This is a genomic window from Streptomyces sp. NPDC005151 (genome assembly GCF_053599875.1).
In genome coordinates, this window is sequence record NZ_JBSFYR010000115.1 from 1 (window position 1) to 19,610 (window position 19,610).

The 19,610-nt window shown below is 68.4% G+C and carries 20 protein-coding genes; 8 read left to right on the forward strand and 12 right to left on the reverse strand.

Annotated features, from left to right (window positions below):
• Positions 1-133: 133 nt before the first annotated feature.
• The gene (locus tag ACWD6R_RS35525) at positions 134-1,423 is read right to left on the reverse strand and encodes a hypothetical protein (RefSeq protein WP_451822512.1); all 1,290 of its coding nucleotides are present in this window, start codon (positions 1,421-1,423) and stop codon (positions 134-136) included.
• Positions 1,424-1,729: 306 nt separating this feature from the next.
• Between ACWD6R_RS35525 and ACWD6R_RS35530 the strand changes: the two genes are divergently transcribed.
• Positions 1,730-2,332, forward strand: coding sequence for a recombinase family protein (locus tag ACWD6R_RS35530; RefSeq protein ID WP_451822513.1), 603 nt, complete (start codon positions 1,730-1,732; stop codon positions 2,330-2,332).
• A gap of 466 nt (positions 2,333-2,798) precedes the next feature.
• Here ACWD6R_RS35530 and ACWD6R_RS35535 read toward each other — a convergent pair whose 3' ends face one another.
• From ACWD6R_RS35535 to ACWD6R_RS35565, 7 genes are all read right to left on the reverse strand, one after another.
• The gene (locus ACWD6R_RS35535; RefSeq protein WP_451822514.1) at positions 2,799-3,356 is read right to left on the reverse strand and encodes a GNAT family N-acetyltransferase; all 558 of its coding nucleotides are present in this window, start codon (positions 3,354-3,356) and stop codon (positions 2,799-2,801) included.
• Positions 3,357-3,522: 166 nt separating this feature from the next.
• Positions 3,523-4,758: an IS110 family transposase gene (locus tag ACWD6R_RS35540; protein ID WP_451822515.1), complete on the reverse strand. Its 1,236-nt coding sequence runs from the start codon at positions 4,756-4,758 to the stop codon at positions 3,523-3,525.
• Between the two features lie 287 nt (positions 4,759-5,045).
• Entirely contained in the window at positions 5,046-6,662 is a 1,617-nt protein-coding gene (locus tag ACWD6R_RS35545) for an FAD-dependent monooxygenase (RefSeq protein ID WP_451822516.1), read from the reverse strand.
• Between the two features lie 183 nt (positions 6,663-6,845).
• Positions 6,846-7,757, reverse strand: a complete 912-nt coding sequence (locus ACWD6R_RS35550; RefSeq protein ID WP_451822517.1) for an amino acid ABC transporter permease — start codon at positions 7,755-7,757, stop codon at positions 6,846-6,848.
• Positions 7,754-8,419, reverse strand: a complete 666-nt coding sequence (locus tag ACWD6R_RS35555; protein WP_451822518.1) for an amino acid ABC transporter permease — start codon at positions 8,417-8,419, stop codon at positions 7,754-7,756. Before ACWD6R_RS35555 ends, ACWD6R_RS35550 begins: the two co-directional genes overlap by 4 nt.
• Before the next feature lie 75 nt (positions 8,420-8,494).
• A complete protein-coding gene (locus ACWD6R_RS35560; RefSeq protein WP_451822519.1) occupies positions 8,495-9,337 on the reverse strand; it encodes a glutamate ABC transporter substrate-binding protein in 843 nt (280 codons plus the stop codon).
• Positions 9,338-9,388: 51 nt separating this feature from the next.
• Positions 9,389-10,174, reverse strand: coding sequence for an amino acid ABC transporter ATP-binding protein (locus ACWD6R_RS35565; RefSeq protein WP_451822520.1), 786 nt, complete (start codon positions 10,172-10,174; stop codon positions 9,389-9,391).
• A 340-nt stretch (positions 10,175-10,514) separates the two neighbouring features.
• Here ACWD6R_RS35565 and ACWD6R_RS35570 point away from each other — a divergent pair, with 340 nt between their 5' ends.
• Together ACWD6R_RS35570 and ACWD6R_RS35575 are read left to right on the forward strand one after the other, a co-directional pair.
• Positions 10,515-11,207, forward strand: coding sequence for a response regulator transcription factor (locus ACWD6R_RS35570; protein ID WP_451822521.1), 693 nt, complete (start codon positions 10,515-10,517; stop codon positions 11,205-11,207).
• Positions 11,208-11,222: 15 nt separating this feature from the next.
• A complete protein-coding gene (locus ACWD6R_RS35575; RefSeq protein WP_451822522.1) occupies positions 11,223-12,617 on the forward strand; it encodes an ATP-binding protein in 1,395 nt (464 codons plus the stop codon).
• 43 nt (positions 12,618-12,660) lie between these two features.
• On the opposite strand, the gene ACWD6R_RS35580 is transcribed toward ACWD6R_RS35575, so the two are convergent.
• Positions 12,661-13,659, reverse strand: coding sequence for a TAXI family TRAP transporter solute-binding subunit (locus ACWD6R_RS35580; protein ID WP_451822523.1), 999 nt, complete (start codon positions 13,657-13,659; stop codon positions 12,661-12,663).
• Between the two features lie 98 nt (positions 13,660-13,757).
• On the opposite strand from ACWD6R_RS35580, the gene miaB reads away from it, so the two are divergent.
• Both miaB and ACWD6R_RS35590 read left to right on the forward strand, forming a co-directional pair.
• Positions 13,758-15,260: a tRNA (N6-isopentenyl adenosine(37)-C2)-methylthiotransferase MiaB gene (miaB, locus tag ACWD6R_RS35585; RefSeq protein WP_451822524.1), complete on the forward strand. Its 1,503-nt coding sequence runs from the start codon at positions 13,758-13,760 to the stop codon at positions 15,258-15,260.
• A 112-nt stretch (positions 15,261-15,372) separates the two neighbouring features.
• Positions 15,373-16,092, forward strand: a complete 720-nt coding sequence (locus ACWD6R_RS35590) for a class III extradiol dioxygenase subunit B-like domain-containing protein (RefSeq protein ID WP_451822525.1) — start codon at positions 15,373-15,375, stop codon at positions 16,090-16,092.
• Positions 16,093-16,211: 119 nt separating this feature from the next.
• Here the strand turns inward: ACWD6R_RS35590 and ACWD6R_RS35595 are convergent, their stop codons facing one another.
• Together ACWD6R_RS35595 and ACWD6R_RS35600 are read right to left on the reverse strand one after the other, a co-directional pair.
• On the reverse strand, positions 16,212-16,451 hold the full coding sequence (locus tag ACWD6R_RS35595; protein ID WP_451822526.1) for an antitoxin: 240 nt from the start codon (positions 16,449-16,451) through the stop codon (positions 16,212-16,214).
• Positions 16,452-16,473: 22 nt separating this feature from the next.
• Entirely contained in the window at positions 16,474-16,680 is a 207-nt protein-coding gene (locus ACWD6R_RS35600) for a gliding motility protein (protein WP_451822527.1), read from the reverse strand.
• Between the two features lie 233 nt (positions 16,681-16,913).
• Between ACWD6R_RS35600 and miaA the strand changes: the two genes are divergently transcribed.
• From miaA to dapF, 3 genes are all read left to right on the forward strand, one after another.
• Entirely contained in the window at positions 16,914-17,852 is a 939-nt protein-coding gene (gene miaA, locus ACWD6R_RS35605; RefSeq protein WP_451822528.1) for a tRNA (adenosine(37)-N6)-dimethylallyltransferase MiaA, read from the forward strand.
• 107 nt (positions 17,853-17,959) lie between these two features.
• Positions 17,960-18,397 (forward strand): hypothetical protein, encoded by a 438-nt coding sequence (locus tag ACWD6R_RS35610; RefSeq protein ID WP_451822531.1) that lies wholly within the window; start codon positions 17,960-17,962, stop codon positions 18,395-18,397.
• A gap of 102 nt (positions 18,398-18,499) precedes the next feature.
• Positions 18,500-19,372, forward strand: a complete 873-nt coding sequence (gene dapF, locus ACWD6R_RS35615) for a diaminopimelate epimerase (RefSeq protein WP_451822529.1) — start codon at positions 18,500-18,502, stop codon at positions 19,370-19,372.
• Between the two features lie 24 nt (positions 19,373-19,396).
• On the opposite strand, the gene ACWD6R_RS35620 is transcribed toward dapF, so the two are convergent.
• Positions 19,397-19,610: hypothetical protein (locus ACWD6R_RS35620; protein ID WP_451822530.1), on the reverse strand; the 214-nt coding region annotated here is incomplete at its 5' end.

The window sequence follows — 19,610 nt, forward strand, 5'->3', positions numbered from 1 at the left end:
AACGCTCGGCTGGGAAACCCCAGCCGAGCGCCTGTCTAAACTGCTCGCAGCCTGATCAACCGACCACGTGTTGCAACGACCCCTCGAATTCGCCCATTCTCGGGGCCCTAGCTGGGCGGTGCGGTGTCCAGTATCAGGCGATGATGTTGACGTTGTACTTCTCGGTGTCCAGGATGCGCTGGTTCTTCACGAAGGCCCCGTACTTGCCGCCGGCGGACTGGTTGGCCTCCAAAGCGACGTGACCACGTATACACGGCTCATTGAAGGTGACCGGCTTGTCCGTACGAGCCTCGTAAATCATCCACTGGCCGTTCTGGAACAGCGGGACGATGTCGGCACACAGAGCACCATCGGTTCCCCCTTCGAACGAGCCGGCGAAGGGGAATTCGTCGCAGGAGTCATTCGGCACGTACTGCGGGAGCAGCACAAATGGGTCGCTGCTCTGGGATCCGCACGTGCGTGCCCGGTTGGCGTCATTCAGTCCGTCCGCCCGGCTAAGCGGGGCCCAGCCACGTAGGTTGGCCTGGGCGAAGCCGTAGGCAGCGGCGGCCGCCCCGTGATTGGGGTCAGAGAGCGAGTACTCCAGGGTGGCCCTCCTCTCGGGGATGACACAGCCAGGGGTGGTGAGCTCCGCATCGCATCGGATTTTCGCCTGGACTGGGCTGTCCCAGTTGACGTTGGGCTGAGTGGGGATGTTGCCCGTGGTGGTGACGTACATGTGGTACTTCGTCTGGAAGCTGTCCGACGCGCCAGAAGCGACGTTGCTGTTGTAGGTGACAGATCCGGACGCCTGCGCACCTACGCCCAGAGTCCTGGCACCCGTCCAGGGGCGGTTGCTGGGCGCGGAACAGGCCGAGGTGCAGGACACGTCGAAGGAGACGTTGAGGCTCGTCACCTGCCCGGTGACGGCGATCACCTTGACGGTGATCAGCTCGTTCCAGCTCACGTTAGTGGCGCTGAGGTCCATGCTGCTCTTCACGTCCATCAGGCCGGTACCCAAGACCGCGCCCTTGTCATTCCACAGCGTGTAGGTGACCTCCTGACCGTTCAGACACATGCCGCCGGTCCGGGTCCAGGTCCAGTAGCCCGGCTGAGTAATGTCGCAGGCTTCGGCGTCAGCGGTCTGTTCGGCAGTCCACGCAGTAGCGGTGCGGCTTGCCGCCAGCGGCCTGGTCTCGACACACGCCATGGCCGCACCGCCAAGGGCGGCCCGCGCGGAGGACTGGATGGGGGAGCACGACTTTCCGGTGCCGATCTTCACTTGGCCCTGCTCCGATTCCGGGGCTGGGAGGTCGGCGGCCTTGATCGTGCCAAGCGCCTGATGCCCGGGAGTATCGGCTGCGGTAGCACTACCAGTGACAGCAAAGGACACGGCGGCTGCCAGCGAGGCAGCCGCCGCGATTATGCGCTGTGTGCGCCTCATCAACTTCCTTCCGTTGAACGGACATGCACGGCGTGCACACGTTTGCGTGCACGCCGTGCAGGACCGTAACGGGGGAGTCGCATGCGTACCGAACTTGATCGAAAAGTTGGCGCTCGAAGATCAGTTCTTGGCTTGTGCGGCACTCTTGCGATTGGCGTGGCTGCTGTGCACTTGGCGCCCCTGAGTGTCGACAAACGAACGTCTGCCGACACTTCGGCCCGTGATCACGAACCCGCAGGTGGGCCCTGTCGACAACTCGCGTCGGAAATCAACGTCGGAGAACGGCTCTTCGGGTAGATTTCGACAATGCTCATCGGCTACTGCCGCACATCGACGGCCGACCAGAATCTCGATCATCAGATTGACGCGCTTCTCCGCCACGGCGTCGACCGCGACAACATCCACGTCGACGTCGCCAGCGGCGCGAAGGCGTCCCGCCCAAAGCTGGACCTCGTCATGCAGCTGCTGCGCGTGGGTGACACGCTGAAGGTCACCCGGCTCGACCGGCTTTCCCGCTCCGTGCTGCACCTGGTGACGCTCGGCGCCGAACTGCGCGAGCGCGGCATCGGGCTGCACGTCATCGAGCAGGGCATCGACACCTCCACGATGGAGGGCCGGGCGATGTTCGGGATGCTGTCCGTGCTCGCCGAGCTCCAGCGTGAACTCATCGTGGCGAACACCAACGACGGCCTCGCCTCCGCGCGGGCCCGGGGTCGTGTCGGCGGGCGCCGGCCGCGCCTCACCCTCGACCAGGCCGCGCTCGCCCAACGGCTCTATGACGAGCGGGAGAAGACCGTCCAGCAGATCGCCGACATGTTCGGCGTGCCCCGGTCGACGGTGTACGGCCACCTCGACAGGACCAAGACCGTCCCTCGCCAGCCGAAGAAAGCCGTCGCCACGAAGCCCTGAAAGCTACCGGTTGGTCATTTGTTCCCTGGTGTCTGAGCTAGGACTCCGGGACCGAGAAGCGGGATGAGCGGCATCGACTCCAGTAGAGCAACCCAGAACATTACCGAGCGCTACCTTGCCCCTGGTAACAACTTCCTTGCTCGCGACGCGGACAGCCATAGCGATTACTCAGTGTTACTTGTCGGGTGGCCGTAGCTATACGAGAACTGGGCCGTTCCCGGCGGATCGGGTGGCTGATGGGCAGCCCGGTGGCCGGCAGGGTCGGAGTGGCCGTGCCGGTGCGCGGGCGTATGGGGCCTGGAGGGTAGGAGCGGTGGTGTCCGCGTACGTGTGGAAGTGCAGAGCCGCGTACGGGTGAACGTGCAGAGGAATGTGGTGTGTCTGCGTATCGTTTCGAGGACGCTACTGCCTGACCGGTGACCGAGGTGGAGGGCGGCGTCGCCTGATCAGCGCTCCGCCCGTCACTTCAGCTCCGCAGAGACTCAGACACCTGCCTTACCGATCGGCGCATACAAACCCGGGTCGACGGATCGAGGCCGAACGCGACCTCAGCATCCAGAACCGCCCGCAGCCCAGCAGTGATCTGCGCGGCCTCCACCTCGCGGAAGCCCAAGCGCCGGTAGTAGGGAGCGTTCCATGGAACCGTCCGAAACGTTGACAGGGTGAGCGCGGGCAGGCCCATGTCGGCCGCCCAGCAGGCAACGTGATCAATCAGCCTGCGACCCAAGCCTCGGCCAGCAACAACTGGGTGAACGCTCACCTGCTCTATATGGGCGCAGCCGTCGACCAGCTCGACAATCACGAACCCCATCGGACTGCCTGCGTGGTCCACACCAACCCACGCGTGTCCGAGGCGCTGGTATGTGGCCAATTCCTCGACCGTCAGCGGCGGGTTGTCGGCAATCTCGGCCATGCCGATACCCCGAAATGCTTCTCCTGCCGCCAGCTGGAGGTCTGCCAGACGCTCCAGATCAGCCCGCTCGGCAAGGCGTATCCGTAGTGCGTCGGTCCCTGTCGTCTGCATGAGTGGCGACTCAACCACTCCAAGACCGCCTGAGTCCACCGTTTCGGTCGGAATCTGCGGGATGTCCGCCCTTCAGCGACGAGCACCCGCCAGGAGGCTGGCTCACTCTGCACGTTCATCTGTACATGGCTCTGCATTTTCGTGAGTAGGCCGACAGGTGGAGTCGTCAGGCGGCGAGACCGACATCGCCCGGGGTGCGTGCTTCGTAGAGAGCCCCGGTGCGGATCATCGCGTGGATGACGTTCACGCGCTGGCGGGCCAGGCGCAGGATCGCCTGGGTGTGGGTCTTGCCGCGTGCGCGTTGCCGGTCGTAGTAGATCCGGGAGGACCGGTCGGACTTGCAGCCGATCGCGGCGAACGCGGCCTGGAACAGGGCGCGTTTGAGGAGCCGGTTACCGCGGTGGGGTGCGTGCTCGCCGCGGATGGAGGTGCCCGAGGACTTCGTGGCGGGCGCGAGCCCGGCGTAGGAGGCGAGGTGTCCGGCGGTGGGGAAAGCGGTGCCGTCACCGATCGCGACGATCACGGCGGCCGTGGTCCTGACGCCCAGGCCGGGCAGGGAGGTCAGGAGGTGGAAAAGAGGGAGGGCCTCCAGCAGGGCGGCGATCTCCTGCTCGGCCTGGCGGCGCTGGGTGTGGGCGGCGGCGAGCTGGGCGGCCAGACCCGGCACGATCAGCGCGCTGGCCTCGGTGCCCGGAACGATCACGGTCTGCTCGGCGAGCGCGTCGAAGATCTCTGCGGTCAGGTGGTGGGCCTTGCGCGAACCGTGCACCTTGAGCAGGGCCTCGCAGCGGGCACGGCCCAGCTTCTTCAGCCTGGCCGGGGAGCCGTGCTGTTCAAGGAGGGCCAGGATGTAGGGGTAGCCCAGGCGGGGGCCGACCACCCTTTCGAGGGTGGGGTGGATCTGGGAGAGCAGGCCGCGCAGCCGGTTGGAGGTGCGATTGACCTCGCCGGCCAGGTCGTTGTCGTAGCCGGTGAGCATGGTCAGCTCGGCCAGCGCCTCGTCGTCGCGGTCCACCGCGCGCAGGGTGTGCGGCATGGAGCGGGCGGTATCGGCGATCACGAAGGCATCGCGGGCGTCGGTCTTGGCTTCGCCCGGGTAGAGGTCGGCGGCCCGGCGCATCGACAGTCCGGGCAGGTAGGCGACCCGGCAGCCGGTCACGCGGGCCACCGTCAGCGGCAGCGCACCGATGTTGGCGACCTGGTCCACGATCACCAGGACGGTGCCGAACTTGCCTCTGAGCTTGTCGAACAACTCCCGCAGCCGGGCCTCGGTGTTGGGCAGTCTCTTGTCGTGGACGGTCTTGCCCTGCTCGGTCAGGCCATGGGCGTGATGGAACTCCTTGCCCAGGTCCAGGCCGAGGAAGAGACCTATGTCGGAGATGTCGACAGCGATGTCGGCCATGCGCAGTGCCTTGCCCCTCTTCGGTCGTGCACGTTCGCATCCGTCCCGGCCGTCCCTGCGGCACCACACGCCGGCAACCACGTTACGCAGACATCCCACCCGTCAGCAGTCCGGCGTTGCACCGGACCAGGCAGTCGTCAGGCCCCTCATCAGCGGTCAAGCGGTGCCCCGAAGCCCGGCGGCAACACCCCCCAGGTCATCCGTACGACAGGGGGCACACAGCCATACCGGGCCCGGGGGCCAGGCGCCCCATTTCGGGGCCACAGAAAAGGTAACGTGGGGGGGGCTCAATTGATGTCTGCGGTCCGGTCGGAGCGTACGGAGGCACGTGGCGCACCGCCGCGCACCGCGTCCGCCGCCGCGAAAAGTTCCGCGGGCCGGACTCCGCCGAACGATGCCACCAGATGCCCGTCCGGCCTGATCAGCAGCACGGTATGGGCCGGGGCACCCGGGTAGGCCTCGGTCACCAGCAGCTCCCCCCTCACCGGCAGGGCGTCGACCGACTCGACGAGCCGGGGCATCACCCCCGCGGTCAACCAGTGGCGCCGGTCCCACACCCCGGTCCCCGGAGCGACCAGCACGACCAGCAGACGGCCCCGCCCCAGCCGCTCGCGCAGCCGTACGGACGTGCCGTCGGGCGCCGTCACCCGTACATCGTCGACCGGTGCGCCCGGGGGCGTACCCACCGATGTGTGCGCCTCGGCGTACGCAGGCGCAAGGGGGGAGTGCGAGTACGAGGGGGGCGCACCCAGTGGGCCGCACCCCAGGTGACCGTCGGCGAGCAGTGAATCGTGCCCCCGTGCGCTCCCGGGGACGATGCTCCGTAGCCCTCCGCCGCCGCGCAGTATCGGCAGCGACTGGTCCGCCGCGCGCAGACGGGAGGCGACCGCTGCCCGGCGCTCCGCCTGGTAGCTGTCGAGCAGGACGTCGGAGGTGCCGTGATGCCAGGCCTGCGCCAGCTTCCAGGCCAGGTTCTCGGCGTCCCGCAGTCCTTCGTCGAGCCCCTGCGTACCGAGTGCACCGAGCAGATGGGCGGCGTCCCCGGCAAGGAAGGCCCGCTGGACCCGCCAGCGCAGGGCCAGCCGGTGATGCAGCGTGTACACGCCCGTGTCCAGCAGTTCGTACGGCGGGGTCTCGCCGCCGCACCAGCCCGCGAGAGTGTCCCGCACCCGGGTGATCAGGGCGTCGGGGGTGACGAGTTCACCGCGTGGCGGGAGCAGCCAGTCCAGCCGCCACGCACCGTCCGGCAGCGGGCGCGCGGTGACCTCGGCGCCTCCGGTGCGCCACGGCGGCAGCCGGTGCAGCACGGCCGCGCCGGGCCAGGGCAGTTCGGTGCGCAGCGCGGCGACAGCATGCCGCTCCACCGCTGTGCGTCCCGGGAACCGGATGTCCAGGAGCTTGCGGACGATGGATCTGGCGCCGTCGCAGCCGACCAGGTAACTCCCGTGCCACCAGGTCGAATCGGGCTCCCTGGTATGCACCGTGACCCCGGCCGGATCCTGCTCCAGGGTGTCGATCCGGCTGAGCGGCGCCATGTGCACCAGCTCCTGCCCGGCGACCGCAGCCCGCAGCCCGCGCATCAGGGCGTGCTGAGGCAGATGGAGCGGGGCTGGGAGCGGATCACCGTACGGCGAGTCCTCGCCGAGGCGCAGTTCGCGTACCAGCTGCTTGCCGCGCATGGAGCGCCAGCCCGTCCAGTGGGCGCCCTCGTTCCGGAGGGCCTTGCACCCGAGCCGCTCCACCAGGGCCGCGGTGTCCTCGCGCAGCACCACCGTCCGGGCGGGACGGGTCTCGTCCCGCCCCGGATCCTCGTCGAGGACGACGGAGGGGACGCCCTGCGCGGCGAGGGCGAGCGACAGCGTCAGGCCGACGGGCCCGGCGCCGACGACGATCACCGGGTCCACGGCGCGACTCCCTGGGCCCGTGCGGTCGAAGGGGTGGTGGCGGAAGCGGAGGCGGGGTCTCTGTCGGCGGTCACAGAACGTATGCAACCCACTGCCGGTGCTTGCGTCAAGTGACAACCGAGCGCGGCGAGGGGCGCCGGTGCATGCACCGGCGCCCCTCGCGGGGAGAGCGTCGACGAACCGTCAGACGGCGCGTCCGTCATCGACTTTGAGCGCCGGCGCACCGATGGTCTCAAGACCGCCGCCGGGCGCGGCACCGACCACGGCGCCCGTGCTCTTCTTGCCGCGCCGCAGCCTTTTCTCCAGCCAGCTCGCGAACGAGGTGAGCGCGAAGTTCACCACGACGTAGAGCACGGCGACGATCGTGAAGCACGCGATGGTGTTCGCACCGTAGTTCGCGGCCATCGGACGGACCGAGGCCAGCAGCTCCGGGAAGGTCAGCACCGCGCCGCCGAGGGCGGTGTCCTTCACGATGACGACGAGCTGGCTGACGATCGCGGGCAGCATCGCGGTCACCGCCTGCGGCAGCAGCACGAACAGCATGATCTGGCCCTTGCGCATACCGATCGCCTTGGCCGCGTCCGTCTGGCCCTGCGGAAGGGAGTGGATACCGGCACGCACGATCTCGGCGAGCACCGAGGCGTTGTACAGGACCAGGCCGGTGACCACGGCGTACAGCGGACGTATATCCGTGTCGATGTTCGTGTACTCGGCGTACGCCGCGTTCGCCGTGATCATCAGGATCAGCACGGGGATGGCGCGGAAGAACTCCACGACCACGCCGGCCGGCGCCCGCACCCACCGGTGGTCCGAGAGCCTGCCGATCCCGAACAGGGCGCCGAGCGGCAGCGCGATGATCAGGGCGAAGAACGCCGCCTTGAGCGTGTTCTGGAGGCCCGGCCAGATGAACGTCTCCCAAGGCTGGGAGCTGGTGAAGAACGGCTTCCACTTGATCCAGTCGAGCTGGTGCTTGGAGGCCAGACCGTCGTACAGCCACCACACGACGGCAGCGGCGACGAGCAGAAACAGGACCGTGTACAGGATGTTGCGCTGCTTGGCGCGCGGCCCCTGGGCGTCATAGAGGACGGAAGTCATCGCTTCACCGCCACCTTCTTGCTCACCCAGCCGAGGATCAGGCCGGTCGGGAGGGTCAGACAGATGAATCCGAACGCGAAGACGGCGGAGATCAGGATCAGCTGCGCCTCCTTCTCGATCATGCCCTTCATCAGGTATGCGGCTTCGGCCACGCCGATCGCGGCGGCGACCGTGGTGTTCTTCGTGAGCGCGATCAGCACGCTTGCCAGCGGATTGACGACCGAGCGGAAGGCCTGCGGGAGGATGATCAGACGCAGCACCTGCGTGAAGCTCAGTCCGAGGGCGCGAGCCGCCTCCGCCTGGCCGACCGGCACGGTGTTGATGCCCGACCGGAGCGCCTCACAGACGAAGGCTGAGGTGTAGACGACCAGCGCGAGCACCGCGAGCCGGAAGTTGATGTCCGTGAAATCGCTGGCCCCGAGCTGGACGTTGAGCGTCTGGAAGAGACCCAGCGACGAGAAGACGATGATGACGGTCAGAGGGATGTTCCGGATGACGTTCACATAGGCGGTGGCGAAACCGCGCATCAGGGGGACCGGGCTGACCTTCATGCCGGCCAGCAGCGTTCCCCATATGAGGGAGCCGAGGGCGGAGTAGACGGCGAGTTGCACCGTCACCCAGAAAGCCCCCAGCAGGTCGTAACCTTCAAGAAAGTCGAACACGATCTCCCGCGCTTCCGCGTGTAGGAGGGCATGGCGCGCCGCCGTTCACGGACGGCGCGCCGGGTCAGCCCTGCTTCACTTGACGATGTTGCCGATCTTCGGGGCGGGCTCGTTCTTGTAGTTCGCCGGACCGAAGTTGTCCTTCACGGCCTTGTCCCAGGAACCGTCCGAGACCATCTTGGTGAGCGCGTCGTTGATCTTCTTCTTGAGGTCGGCGTCGCCCTTCTTCAGGCCGATGCCGTAGTTCTCGTTGCTCATCTGGAGGCCGGCCAGCTTGAACTTCCCCTGGAAGTCCTTCTGCGCCGCGTAACCGGCCAGGATGCTGTCGTCCGTGGTCAGCGCGTCGACAGCCTTGTTCTCCAGGCCCGTGAGGCACTCGGAGTAGGCGCCGTACTCCAGGAGCTGGGCCTTGGGCGCCAGCTTGTCGTGGACGTTCTGCGCCGAGGTCGAGCCGGCCACCGAGCAGAGCTTCTTGCTGTTCAGGTCGGCCGTGGACTTGAACGAGTCGTCGTCGGCACGGACCAGGATGTCCTGGTGCGCCAGCAGGTACGGGCCCGCGAAGTCGACCTTCTGCAGACGCTCGTCGTTGATCGAGTAGGAGGCGGCGATGAACTTGACGTCCCCGCGCTCGATCGCCGTCTCGCGGTCGGCGCTCTTGGTCTCCTTGAAGGTGATGTCCTTGGCGTCGTAACCGAGTTCCTTGGCGATGTACGTGGCGACGTCGACGTCGAAACCGGTGTACTTGCCGTCGGGCGTCTTCAGACCGATACCGGGCTGGTCGATCTTGATGCCGATGGCGATCTTCTTGCCGCCGCCCGCCGAGTCGCCGCCCTTGTCGTCGGAGGAGCCACAGGCGGTGGCGGTGAGAGCGAGCGCGAGCACGGCGGCCGACGCGGCGGTGACCTTACGAAGCTGCATGGTGAACTTCCCTAGAGTTGACGTGATGTGAGTGAACAGCTGATCCGGAATTCAGTGGTGCAGGATCTTCGAAAGGAAGTCCTTGGCCCGGTCACTGCGCGGGTTGCTGAAGAACTGGTCGGGCGTTGCCTCTTCGACGATCTTCCCGTCCGCCATGAAGACGACACGGTTGGCCGCCGAGCGCGCGAAGCCCATTTCGTGGGTGACGACGACCATGGTCATGCCGTCTCGGGCGAGCTGCTGCATGACTTCCAGCACCTCATTGATCATCTCCGGGTCGAGCGCGGACGTCGGCTCGTCGAAGAGCATGACCTTGGGGCCCATCGCCAACGCCCGTGCGATGGCCACACGTTGCTGCTGGCCTCCGGAGAGCTGCGAGGGGTACTTGTCGGCCTGCGTCGCCACGCCCACCCGGTCGAGCAGCGAACGCGCCTTCTCCTCGGCAGCCGTCTTGTCCGCCTTGCGGACCTTGAGCTGCCCCAGCATCACGTTTTCGAGCACCGTCTTGTGCGCGAAGAGATTGAACGACTGGAAGACCATGCCGACATCGGCACGCAGCCTGGCCAGCTCCTTGCCCTCCTGGGGCAACGGCTTGCCGTCGATCGATATCGCGCCCGAGTCGATCGTCTCCAAGCGGTTGATCGTGCGGCACAGCGTGGACTTTCCGGACCCGGAAGGTCCGATCACAACCACGACCTCGCCCCGGGCGATGGTCAGGTCGATGTCCTGGAGCACATGCAGCGCGCCGAAGTGCTTGTTGACGTTGCTCAGTACGACAAGGTCGTTCGCCGCGGGTACGGCATTCTCGGCGGCCTTGGTCACTGAAACTCCGCTCATCGGCTTTTTGCTCCGTCCTCCTCGGTTGGGAAGGACCTTAGTGACGCAGTGCGACCACCGTCATTACATCTGAGCGGAAATTGAGCATAACGATCCGGCCGCAACCGGACACTCCGCGTGAACGGGACGGCGGGAGAGGTACCGGGGGCGTACCGGGTGCATAACGGAAACCCCGATGTAAGGGGAGGGCCCTTGACTGGCGTACCGGTCATCGGAGTGGATGCCCTGGTACGTGATGACGTGAAACACCTCGGTACGGGGAAGTACCGAGAAGATGGACAGGCGCCGGGGAGTGCGGGAAGACCGCGCCACGAAGCGAAAGCGGAGAGGAAGGGGGGCCATGAGACTGCTGCTCGTCGAGGACGACAACCACGTGGCGGCCGCCCTGTCCGCGGTGCTTGCCCGGCACGGCTTCCAGGTCGTGCACGCGCGCAGCGGCGAGGAGGCCCTGAAGGCCCTGCTGCCGGCGGACACGGAGCCCTTCGGCGTCGTGCTCCTCGACCTCGGACTGCCCGACCAGGACGGTTACGAGGTCTGCGGGAAGATCCGCAAGCGCTGTTCCATCCCCGTGATCATGGTGACCGCGCGGGCCGATGTCCGGTCGAGGATCCACGGCCTGAACCTCGGAGCGGACGACTACGTGGTCAAGCCGTACGACACCGGTGAACTCCTCGCGCGTATCCACGCGGTCAGCAGGCGCAAATCGGCCGGCGAGGACACGGTGCCGACGCCCGTCGCGGCGCTGCGCCTGGGGCATGTCCACATCGAGCTGGCGACCCGCAGGGTCAGTGTCGACGGCGCCGAAGTCCAGCTCACCCGCAAGGAGTTCGATCTGCTCGCGCTCCTCGCCCAGCGCCCCGGTGTGGTGTTCCGTCGGGAGCAGATCATCAGCGAGGTGTGGCGCACGAGTTGGGAGGGAACGGGGCGCACACTCGAAGTGCATGTCGCGTCCCTGCGTTCCAAGCTGCGGCTGCCCGCACTGATCGAGACCGTGCGCGGGGTCGGCTACCGGCTCGTCGCCCCGTCCGCGTAAAGGCGTACGGCCCCGGTGCGTACCCGTCTCCTCCCTCTGCTCATCATCCTCATGGCGGCCGTGCTGCTCGCGCTGGGCTTTCCGCTGGCCGTCAGCGTGGCCGCCGCCCAGCAGCAGGGCGTCGTGATAGACCGCATCGACGACACGGCGCGCTTCGCCGCACTGGCCCAGTTCGTCGCGGAACCGACCGGGAGCAACGACGAACGGCGCCGCGTGCTCCAGTCGGAGCTGGAGATGTACGACTCGGTGTACGGAATCCGAGCCGGCGTCTTCTACCGGGACGACACCGCCATGGCGAAGGCACCGGCCGACTGGCAGCTCCCTGTCGAGGGGGCGGGCCGCGAGGCGTTCAGGGAGGCGCTCCTCGGGCGCCGCAGTCATGATCCGCCGCAGGTCTGGCCCTGGCAGCGCGGCCGGGTCGTCGTCGCCTCGCCCGTCGTACGGGACGGCGATGTGGTCGCTGTCGTCGTCCTCGACTCGCCCACCGGTGAGATGCGCACGCACACGCTGCGCGGCTGGCTGCTGATCGCAGCCGGCGAAGTGGTCGCGATGCTGGTGGCCGTCGGTGCCGCGATCCGGCTCACCGGCTGGGTCCTGCTGCCCGTCCAGACCCTGGACGCGGCAGCCCACGACATCGCCAGCGGCCGGATGCGGTCCCGGGTGGTGGCATCGGGGGGTCCCCCGGAACTCAGACGCCTGGCCCGTTCGTTCAACGAGATGGCCGACAACGTCGAGGAAGTGCTGGAGCAGCAGCGCGCTTTCGTTGCCGACGCCTCGCACCAACTGCGCAACCCCCTCGCCGCGCTGCTGCTGCGCATCGAGCTCCTCGCCCTCGAACTCCCCGAGGGGAACGAGGAGATCGCCTCCGTCCGCACGGAGGGAAAGCGCCTCGGGCAGGTCCTGGACGACCTGCTGGACCTGGCGCTGGCCGAGCATGCCGCGGCAGACCTCCAGCTCACCGACATCGGCGCGCTCACCGCGGAGCGGGTGGCTTCCTGGCGCCCGTTCGCAGAGGAGAACGGTGTACGGCTGACGGCCGGCGGGGCATCCGCCGTGACAGCCTGGGTGGACCCCATCGCGCTCTCCAGCGCCCTCGACGCCGTCATCGACAACGCGTGCAAGTTCACCCCCGCCGGTGAGGAGGTCCGTGTCACCGTCGCCGCCGGCCGCGACACCGTCACTGTGGCCGTCGCCGACCGCGGCCCGGGGCTGACCGATGAGGAGCTGGAGCGGATCGGCGACCGGTTCTGGCGCAGCGCCCAGCACCAGAACGTGCAGGGGTCAGGTCTCGGGCTCTCCATCTCCCACGCACTGCTCGCCGCGGGCGGTGGCTCTCTCTCCTACGCACCGCACGAGCCGCACGGACTGCGGGTGACGGTGGCGGTTCCGCGCAACGGTCCGAGCGACTGACTCCGGTACCGGGTGCCGCGGCGGCGCGCCCCGCCGGAGTACGTCAGGGCTTGACGGACCGGTAGTAGCGTCTGGCCCCGTCGTGCAGCTGCAGCGGATCGGTGTAGATCGCTGTCCGCAGGTCCACCAACTGCGCCGCATGCACCTCGCTTCCGATGCGGTCCCGGCTGTCGATCACCGTCCGGGTGAATGCCTCGGTCATCGCCGGATCCGTGCGGTCCGTGGTGACCAGCACGTTGGCGACGGCCACCGTCATGATGGCCGATCCCTGCGGGGCGCTGCGGTAGGCGTCGGCAGGCATCACGGCCGAGCGGTAGTAGCGAGTGGGGCCGCCCCCGGCCCGCAGCCGCTTGATCAGCGATGCCTCCAGGGGTACGAGCCTGATCGGGAAGCGGTCCGACAGCTCCTGCACAGCGGTGGTCGGCAGCCCGCCGGACCAGAAGAAGGCATCGAGAAGACCGTTCTGCAACTGCGCCGGCATCGTGTCGATCCCGGCCGGGACCGGAGTGATGCCGTGCGTCGGACCAAGACCCGCGGCGGTCATCAGCCGGTCGGCGACCAGCCGCACGCCCGAACCGTCCTGCCCCACCCCGACCCGCTTGCCGGCGAGATCCGAGACCGTCTGCACGTCCGAGTCCCGGGGCACCACCAGCTGGATGTAGTCGTCGTACAGCCGGACACAGCCGCGCAGCCGGTCGGCCCCCGCCTTGCCGTCCCGTAGATACGTGGCGATGGCATCGGTCGTGGCGATGGTGAAGTCGGCCTTCCCGGTCGCCACCCGCTCGATGTTCTGCTGGGAGCCCTCGCTGGTCTTCAGCCGTATCGAGACCTTGGGCAGGTCCTTGGCGAGCGCTCCCCTGAGCCGCTCGCCGTAGCGGTGGTAGACCCCGCTGCGTACCCCTGTGCTGAAGGTCAGCGATCCGCTCGGCGGCGGGTCCCCGAGCGGCAGCACCCACCACAGCAGCAGCCCGAGAACGACGGCAACGGCGGCGCCTCCCTGAAGGGTGCGTCGGCGGCCGATACGGGACAGTGCGTGGAGCATGGCGCGATCCTGCCAGCTCACTCCTCGTGATGGCCAGGGCCGGTCCTGTGGAAGAGAGGCCCTGGGTGTCCGTACGACCTCGTACCCTGGTGGACGAGATGAGCGAGGTAGAGGGTTTGAAAACGTACGAGGTGCGCACCTACGGGTGCCAGATGAACGTCCACGACTCCGAGCGGCTGTCGGGGCTGCTGGAGGGCGCGGGGTACGTACGTGCGCCCGAGGGCGCCGACGGTGACGCCGATGTCGTCGTCTTCAACACCTGCGCGGTGCGGGAGAACGCGGACAACAAGCTCTACGGCAATCTCGGCCGGCTTGCCCCGATGAAGACGAAGCGTCCCGGGATGCAGATCGCGGTCGGCGGCTGTCTGGCGCAGAAGGACCGCGACACGATCGTCCAGCGGGCCCCATGGGTCGACGTCGTTTTCGGAACGCACAACATCGGCAAGCTGCCGGTGCTTCTGGAGCGCGCCCGTATCCAGGAGGAGGCGCAGATCGAGATCGCCGAATCCCTGGAGGCCTTCCCCTCCACCCTCCCCACCCGCCGCGAGTCCGCCTACGCCGCGTGGGTCTCCATCTCCGTCGGCTGCAACAACACCTGCACCTTCTGCATCGTCCCGGCGCTGCGCGGCAAGGAGAAGGACCGCCGCACCGGCGACATCCTGGCCGAGATCGAGGCACTGGTCGCCGAGGGAGTCTCGGAGATCACCCTGCTCGGCCAGAACGTGAACGCGTACGGCTCCGACATCGGCGACCGCGAGGCCTTCTCCAAGCTGCTGCGCGCCTGCGGGAAGATCGAAGGCCTGGAGCGGGTCCGCTTCACCTCGCCGCACCCCCGCGACTTCACCGACGACGTGATCGCGGCGATGGCCGAGACGCCGAACGTCATGCCGCAGCTGCACATGCCGATGCAGTCGGGTTCGGACACGATCCTGAAGGCGATGCGGCGCTCGTACCGGCAGGAGCGGTTCCTCGGCATCATCGAGAAGGTGCGCGCCGCGATGCCGGACGCCGCCATCTCCACCGACATCATCGTGGGCTTCCCCGGTGAGACGGAGGAGGACTTCGAGCAGACCATGCACGCGGTCCGTCAGGCGCGCTTCGCCAACGCCTTCACCTTCCAGTACTCCAAGCGCCCCGGAACCCCGGCTGCCGGCATGGCGGGGCAGATCCCGAAGGAGGTCGTCCAGGAGCGGTACATGCGCCTGTCCGCCCTCCAGGAGGAGATCTCCTGGGACGAGAACAAGAAGCAGGTCGGCCGCACCCTGGAGATCATGGTCGCTGAGGGCGAGGGCCGTAAGGACGGCGCCACACACCGTCTCTCCGGCCGTGCTCCCGACAACCGCCTGGTCCACTTCACCAAGCCGGACGAGGACGTGCGCCCCGGCGATGTGGTGACGGTCGAGATCACCTACGCCGCCCCGCACCACCTGCTCGCCGAGGGCGCGCCGCTCGGTGTGAGGCGGACCCGGTCCGGGGACGCCTGGGAGAAGCGCACCGTCGCGGAGGCCGCCAAGCCGGCCGGAGTGATGCTCGGGCTGCCCGGCATCGGCGCCCCGGCGCCGTTGCCGCCCGCGGCTGCTCCCGGCTGCGGGTGCGACTGACCTCGTAGGGGAAGGGGGCACGGACCCGCAGCCGGTACGCCGGGTCGCGGACCCGTGGCCGGAACGGACGGGGGAAACAGGCGGAATCGGCTGACGCAGTACGCTGCCCAGCATGCTTGTCGCCGCAGCTGTCTGCCCCTGTCCGCCCGTGCTGGTACCCGAGGTTGCCGCCGGAGCCGCGCCCGAGCTCCTGGCCGCGAGGACCGCGTGCATCGATGCCCTGGGCGTGCTCGCCGCGGCCCGCCCCGACCTGCTGATCGTGATCGGGCCCGCGGATTCCGATGGCCGCGGGCCGCATCCCGAGGGGGCCCCGGGCTCCTTCAAGGGCTTCGGCGTCGATCTCGATGTCCGGCTCGGGCTCGGAGGAGACCCCGGCGCTGCGGCGGAGCGCCCGCTTCCGCCGTCCCTCTCCGTCGGCGCGTGGCTGCTTGCCCGTGCGAAGTGGGCGGACGCGCCGATCGAGGGTCTCGGCGTGGGGGAGACGCTCGAAGCCGGGCGCTGCGCGAGCACCGGACGGGAGCTGGCAGCCAGGGCCCGCCGCGTGGCCATGCTGGTGATGGGCGACGGCAGCGCCTGCCGCACAGTCAAGGCCCCCGGCTATCTGGACGAGCGCGCCCTCTCGTTCGACACGGAGGTGTCACGGGCCCTGGGCGCCGCGGACCTCGCCGTGCTGAGTGCGCTGGACGAGTCACTGGCGTACGAACTGAAGGCGGCGGGCCGGGCGCCGTGGCAGGTGCTGGCGGGCGCGGCGGAAGGGGCCGGGCTGAGCGGGCGGCTGCTCTACGAGGACGCTCCGTACGGCGTCGGATACATGGTCGCCACCTGGTCCTGAGACCGGATCCGGCTGGTCTCGGACCGGTTCGGAGAGTTTCCGGGCGAGGCACGCACGTGACGGCCGTGAAGCGATGCCGCCCCACGGCCGTCCACCGTGATCAGGTCGAGGTGCCGAGGTCAGGAAGCCGGTGGCGGCGTACCGCCCCCGCCCATGTGGGACAGACGGTCAATCGCATCCTTGGCCTTCTGCGAGCCGGACTCGATCTTGTCGCTGTACTTGCCCTTTGTCTTTTGATCGACCGTCCGTGCCGCCTTGTCGATCCCATGGTCGATCTTGTCCCCGTGCTGCTGCGCGAGGCCTCCGACCTTGTCCTTCGCCGGACTCAGCTTGGCCTTCAGACTCTCCATGAAGCCCATCGGACACCTTCCCTGCTGGGGGCTATGTGCGGGCGTTGTCTCCGGCCTCGTTGTCCGCCGCTTCGTCGGCCGACTGCTGCTTCGGGATTTCCACGCCCTCGGAGGACTCCGAACCGGTGGACGTCACCGACGTGTCCACCGTCGCCTCGGACGAGGCCGACGCGGCGACCTCGGCCGACGTCTCGACCGCTTCGGAGGAGGAACGGCGAAACCATGAAAAAACGCCCATATTTGCTCCATATTTTACTCGTGTGATCGAAATTCCGCGCCGCCCGGAGCGTCTCGTTGCGCCACTCGGACTCTCGTCCGTCAGCCCTCGTCGGGTCTTCGGCCATCCGACCGCCTGCCGGACGGGGGCCGGTCCGAACCGGCGCGCGAAACCTCGGAACGGCAAACGACTCCGGCTTCGTGCCGTCACGTAACCCGTTCGGGGAGAGGCTGGACATTTGCGAGACTGGGGCAGTGAGTAGTCCATCTCCCGCACCGCGGGTCATCGCCGTCGTCGGTCCCACTGCAGCCGGAAAGTCCGATCTGGGGGTATTCCTGGCCCAGCAGCTCGGTGGCGAAGTGGTCAACGCCGACTCCATGCAGCTCTACCGGGGGATGGATATCGGCACCGCGAAGCTGACGCTCGCCGAGCGCGGATCCGTACCCCACCGGCTGCTGGACATCTGGGACGTCACCGAGACGGCCAGCGTCGCCGAGTACCAGCGGCTGGCCCGAGCCGAGATCGACCGGCTGCTCGCCGAGGGCCGGACCCCGGTTCTGGTCGGCGGCTCCGGGCTGTACGTGAAGGGTGCGATCGACGCACTGGAATTCCCCGGCACGGACCCCGGCGTACGCGCCAGACTGGAACAGGAACTGGCGGAGCACGGTTCAGGGGCGTTGCACGGCCGACTCGCCGCCGCCGACCCCGAGGCGGGCCGGGCCATCCTGCCGAGCAACGGCCGCCGCATCGTCCGCGCCCTCGAAGTCATCGAGATCACCGGGAAGCCCTTCACGGCCAACCTCCCGGGTAACGAAGCTGTCTACGACGCGGTCCAGATCGGCGTCGACGTGGCCCGCCCCGAACTCGACGAACGCATCGCCCTCCGGGTTGACCGGATGTGGGAGGCAGGGCTCGTGGACGAGGTGCGGACTCTGGAGGCCCGCGGTCTGCGTGAGGGGCGCACCGCCTCCCGTGCGCTCGGCTATCAGCAGGTGCTTGGCGCACTGGCCAAGGAGTGCACGGAGGACGAGGCGCGCGCCGAGACGGTCCGCGCCACCAAACGCTTCGCGCGGCGTCAGGACTCCTGGTTCCGCCGCGACCCCCGCGTCCACTGGCTGAGCGGCGCCGCGGAGCACCGCGGGGAACTCCCGCACCGGGCGCTGGCGTTGGTCGAACGAGCGGTTACAGCCTGATCACGTGATGGCATCGGGAAGCCCTGCCCGTCATTAAGGCGACCGGGAGCGTGCCATCATCGAGCATCGATCGACCAGTGGAGTCCGAGTTGGGAGGGCGCGTGGCGATGGAGGCCGGCCCTCGCGACACAGAACAAGACGCACCGGACACGCAGCACGAGGCGGGACGCCTGAGCCCTGACGGGCCCGACGAGCCCCAAGTGACCCCCGAGGTCGAGGTCGAGCTGCGGCCCGCGCGCCGTCTGAGGATCTGGCAGCTCGCTCCGATCGTCATGCTTGCCGCGGTCGGTTCTCTGATGTTCGCCTTCCCGCTCGCCTTCGAGTTCGGCGACGGGGGCGCGGTCGTCGCCATGCTCGGTCTGCTGATCAGCGGCTGCGCCGCGGGCTGGGGGATGATGGCCGCCCGCCGTGTCGGCCACACCTGGCCGGGCCTGTCGGCCCGGGGCTCGGGGGAGCGCCCCGACTGGCGTGTGATCGCCCTGTACGTGGCCGTGTGCGGCGCACTGGTCGCGCTGGCCATCTGGCGCGTGGCGCGACTGCGCTGAGTCCGGGCTCGCGCCCGGCCCGCCCGTCATCTGTCCACAGCCGCGCCCGTCCACCGTTCGGCCCGGCTTCGTCCGCTGTCGGCGGCCTCGTACAGTTGCCCTGTGAGCACCTCGCAGATCGCCTTCCTCAAGGGTCATGGCACTGAGAACGACTTCGTGATCGTTCCCGACCCGGACAACACCGTCGACCTGCCCGCATCCGTCGTCGCCCGGCTCTGCGACCGGCGGGCCGGTATCGGCGGTGACGGGCTGCTGCACGTCGTGCGGTCCGCCGCACATCCCGAGGCGCGGACCATGGCGGCCGACGCCGAGTGGTTCATGGACTACCGCAATGCCGACGGCTCGATCGCCGAGATGTGCGGCAACGGCGTGCGGGTGTTCGCCCACTATCTGCAGCGCGCCGGACTGGTCGAGGAGGGCGACCTCGCGGTCGCGACCCGCGGCGGCGTGAAGAAGGTCCACCTCGCCAAGGGCGGCGACATCACGGTCTCCATGGGGCGCGCCCAGCTTCCCGAGGACGGCGTCACGGTCACCGTGGACGGCCGCAGCTGGGACGCCCGCAACGTGAACATGGGCAACCCGCACGCGGTGGCCTTCGTCGACGACCTGGCACACGCGGGCAAGCTGTTCTCCGTACCGCCGTTCAGCCCTGCCGCCGTCTACCCCGACGGCGTCAACATCGAGTTCGTCGTGGACCGCGGACCGCGCCATGTGGCGATGCGGGTCCACGAGCGCGGTTCCGGCGAGACCCGCTCCTGTGGCACCGGCGCCTGCGCCGTGGCCGTCGCCGCCGCCCGCAGGGACGGCGCGGACCCCGCCGAGACCGGTACCCCGGTCAAGTACACCGTCGATCTGCCGGGCGGCACCCTTGTGATCACCGAGCGGCCGGACGGCGAGATCGAGATGACCGGAGCCGCTGTCATCGTCGCCGAGGGCAAGATCGATCCGGCCTGGCTCGAAACGGTGACCGGCTAGTTCCGTACTTCGCGGGTAGCTCGTTCAGGTCTGTGGCCAGCGGGGTTGTGTGGGTTCCAGGCCGCGGAGGTCGAGTAGGTGGAGCTGGATGCCCCGGGTGATGGCGATGACGGGCGGGTCGGTGGCGTTGGTGACCCGTAGCTGCAGGTCGGACAGGTGGTAGAGGATCATGCGGCCGGTGGGCCGCACCTTCTGGTTGCCCGGATACAGTCCCTGCATCTTCTGGTCGCCCCCGAGT